Source organism: Streptomyces sp. NPDC054770 (assembly GCF_053611985.1).
Genome location: NZ_JBSHBL010000182.1, coordinates 1 through 3,227 on the forward strand (window position 1 = coordinate 1; position 3,227 = coordinate 3,227).

Annotated in this window: 3 protein-coding genes; all 3 read right to left on the reverse strand. The window is 69.8% G+C overall.

The window, feature by feature from the left end; translation table 11 throughout:
* Positions 1 to 157: 157 nt before the first annotated feature.
* The gene (locus ACWGKQ_RS52020; protein ID WP_453299154.1) at positions 158 to 1,396 is read right to left on the reverse strand and encodes a glycoside hydrolase family 64 protein; all 1,239 of its coding nucleotides are present in this window, start codon (positions 1,394 to 1,396) and stop codon (positions 158 to 160) included.
* 123 nt (positions 1,397 to 1,519) lie between these two features.
* Positions 1,520 to 2,275 (reverse strand): dienelactone hydrolase family protein, encoded by a 756-nt coding sequence (locus tag ACWGKQ_RS52025; RefSeq protein ID WP_453299155.1) that lies wholly within the window; start codon positions 2,273 to 2,275, stop codon positions 1,520 to 1,522.
* Between the two features lie 114 nt (positions 2,276 to 2,389).
* Positions 2,390 to 3,010, reverse strand: a complete 621-nt coding sequence (locus tag ACWGKQ_RS52030; RefSeq protein WP_453299156.1) for an L-threonylcarbamoyladenylate synthase — start codon at positions 3,008 to 3,010, stop codon at positions 2,390 to 2,392.
* Positions 3,011 to 3,227 lie beyond the last annotated feature (217 nt).

Here is a 3,227-nt window from a genome sequence, read left to right on the forward strand (position 1 = left end):
CGGGCTCGACCGTCACCCTGAAGTTCAGCGGTGTCGAGGACTCCTCGCTCCAGACCAGCTTCGTCGTCGACGACACCGCCGTCACGACCGGCTGACCCAGCGCGGCCGAAGCCGGGCGTCCCGCATCCGCGAGCCGGGTGCGGGACGCCCGCGCGGGTCAGCTCAGCGGGTCCAGCGTGAGGTACGCCTGCTGCGGGCTGCCGTCGTTGACCAGCGACTCCTGGTTGCCGACGTCGTCGAAGGCGAAGGCGTACGCCTTGCCGTCGGCCATCTGGGCGTGGATCTTGCGTGCGTAGTGGTTGGTGACCGTGTCCAGGTAGAAGTCAGCCGGGTTGGTGTCCGGCTGGTTGGCACTGGTCAGCAGCGTCGACCGGTTGAAGCCCGCGCACAGGGTGCGCGATATCGGGCCGCGCACCAGGTCGTTGGGGGCGTCGAGCAGGTTGTGGCAGCCGAAGATGCTGCCCGCGTCCGGCTTCTGGAAGCTCGTCACCACCGCCCCGGCGGAGTTGGTGAAGTTCATGACGTTCCCCGAGACCCGGCCGTAGTACTTGGTGTTCGGCTGATCGGCGAACGGCGTGACGGTCAGGGTCGACGTCGAGTACTTCGACCAGACCCGGTTGACATAGTCGTCCATGACGGTCGACGGCAGTGCCCCGGTCTCCACGCCGTACAGCGGGGAGAGCGCGCGAAGCACGGTGCCGTCGGACCGGGTCTGGATCAGGTTTGCCCAGCCGCCGGGCTGCCCGCGCAGGGCGCTGAAGAATCCGTTGTAGCCACCCGACTTGAGGTGCCCGGTGCTGGCCGTACTGCCGTCGGCGCGCTGCACTCCGACCGCGTACGGCACCGAGAACATGTCCACCTGGGTGCTGTTGATCCACAGACCCGAGTCGTTCAGCGTGTACTCGGACCAGTTGAAGAGGATGTTGCGGTTGGGGTCGGTCGGGTTCTGCACCGCGGGCTGCACCAGACCGCCGGTGGTCAGCCTGAAGTCCAGCTTCTGGCCGTAGGAGAAGTAGATCCGGCCGGAGAACTTCGGGATCCGGATCGTCTTCGACTGACCCGCCGCCGGGCCCGTGATCGAGGCGTCCGGCGCCGGGGTCGGCGGGTTGCCGCCGGCCGGCCAGGCGTGGAAGGTGCCGCCCGCGTCGGCCCAGCCCTGCTGTCCCGTGGAGAGCTGGGTGCCGAGGTCGTAGACGTACACCTGGTCGGTGCGGCCGGAGTTGTTGGTGATCTTCAGCGGGATCGTGTCGGGTACCGCGGCGTCGGCCGGGTGCGGGGTGCCCAGGGTGAGCACTCCGCCGATCAGTGCCGCCGCGGCCGTCAGGGGCAGCGTCCGGCGTGCGAGTCCTGTGCGCACTCTCCACCTCCGTGTGGGGGGTCGGGGTCGTACGAACATTGGTCCGTACCAGTCTGAGAGCGCTCTCAGGGTCCCGGTGAGGCGGGTTCATGTCAATGAGGGGGACGAAAACGGGGCCCGTCGGTCGACGCGACGGGCCCCGGACTCACGGACGTGTGCGGATCAGAACGTGCGCTTCAGCAGGTCCAGCAGCGCCGCCCAGTGCCGCTCGTCGGCCTCGGCGGAGTAGGACGGGGTGTCGGCCTGCGTGTAGCCGTGGTCGGCGCCCCGGTAGATCTCGCAGGTGTTGCGGACCCCGGCGGCGGTGAACGCCTCCTCGAAGGTGCGGATCTGCTCCTCGGTCATCGACTGGTCCTGGTCCGCGAAGCCGAAGTACAGCTCCGCGGTGATCCGGTCGGCCAGCAGGTGCGGGCTGTCCGCGTCGTCCGTGACCAGCCGGCCGCCGTGGAAGCCGCCCGCGGCCGCGACCCGGTCCGGGAACGCGGCGGCGGTCCGCACGGCCAGCCGGGCGCCCAGGCAGTAACCGGTGATCGCGACCGGCCCGTCGGCCACCAGCGGGCTCTCGGCCAGCCAGTCCAGGTAGGCGGCCGAGTCCCGGTCGCTGAGCTCGGGCGTCAGCGACATCATGATCGGCATGATCCGCTGCCAGATCGTCGGGTCCGCCGAGGGGTCGATGAACTCGGGGAGGTCGATGACCGGCGTGCGGCCGCTGCGGTAGAAGACGTTGGGGAGCAGGACGGTGTAGCCCGCGGCGGCGAGCCGGTCCGCCATCGACTTCAGGTGCGGACGGATCCCGAAGGCGTCCTGGTAAAGGAGTACGCCCGGGTGGGGGAGTCCGTCGGCGGGGTGGGCCAGGTAGGCGTCGGCGACGCCGTCCTCGGTGGTGATGTCCACGTCGGATCCCTGTACGGCGGTCATGGCGCAAGTGCCTCTCTGTGGAGTCGGCGTCGGGGTGCGGAACACCCGGCGCGGCATGTCACGATCATCGTGGCACGCCGAGGTGAGGGAGCCGTGGACGGGGGATCCTCGAGTTCACTCGAACCGCGAGGTGTCGCCCGCGCCCCGGCGCACGATCTCCGCCTCCCCGCCGGAGAAGTCGATGACCGTGGTCGGCTCGGTGCCGCACTCCCCGGAGTCGACCACCGCGTCCACCTGGTGGTCCAGCCGGTCCTTGATCTCCCAGCCCTGGGTCAGCGGCTCCTCCTCGTCGGGCAGCAGCAGCGTGCTGGAGAGCAGGGGCTCGCCGAGCTCCTCCAGCAGTGCCTGGGTGACCACGTGGTCGGGGATACGGACGCCGACGGTCTTCTTCTTCGGGTGCAGCAGCTTGCGCGGCACCTCCCGGGTCGCCGGGAGGATGAAGGTGTAGCTGCCGGGCGTCGACGCCTTCACGGCCCGGAACACGTCGTTGTCCACGTGCACGAACTGGCCGAGCTGCGCGAAGTCACGGCACATCAGCGTGAAGTGGTGCCGGCCGTCCAGATGCCGGATGGAGCGGATCCGGTCGATGCCGTCCCGGCTGCCGAGCTGGCAGCCCAGCGCGTAGCAGGAGTCGGTCGGGTATGCGATGAGCGACCCGGACCGCACCGAATCGGCGATCTGGGAGATGCTGCGCGGCTGCGGGTTGTCGGGGTGCACGTCGAAGTACTTCGCCATCCGCCGAGCTTATGCCGTACGGCGGGTATCGGCCGAGCGGGCCGGGCCCGTGCCGGACGGCCACGAGACCGTACCCTGCGAAGTCCGCTGCGGTTCGGCGCGCCCCGAAGGGGCGCGGGGCGGTATCGGCTATTCGGCAGACCCCCCCGGGGCCCGCCCCCCCCCCCCGCCGCCGCCGAGCGCCCACCGGCTATATCCGCATATAACACAAATAGGA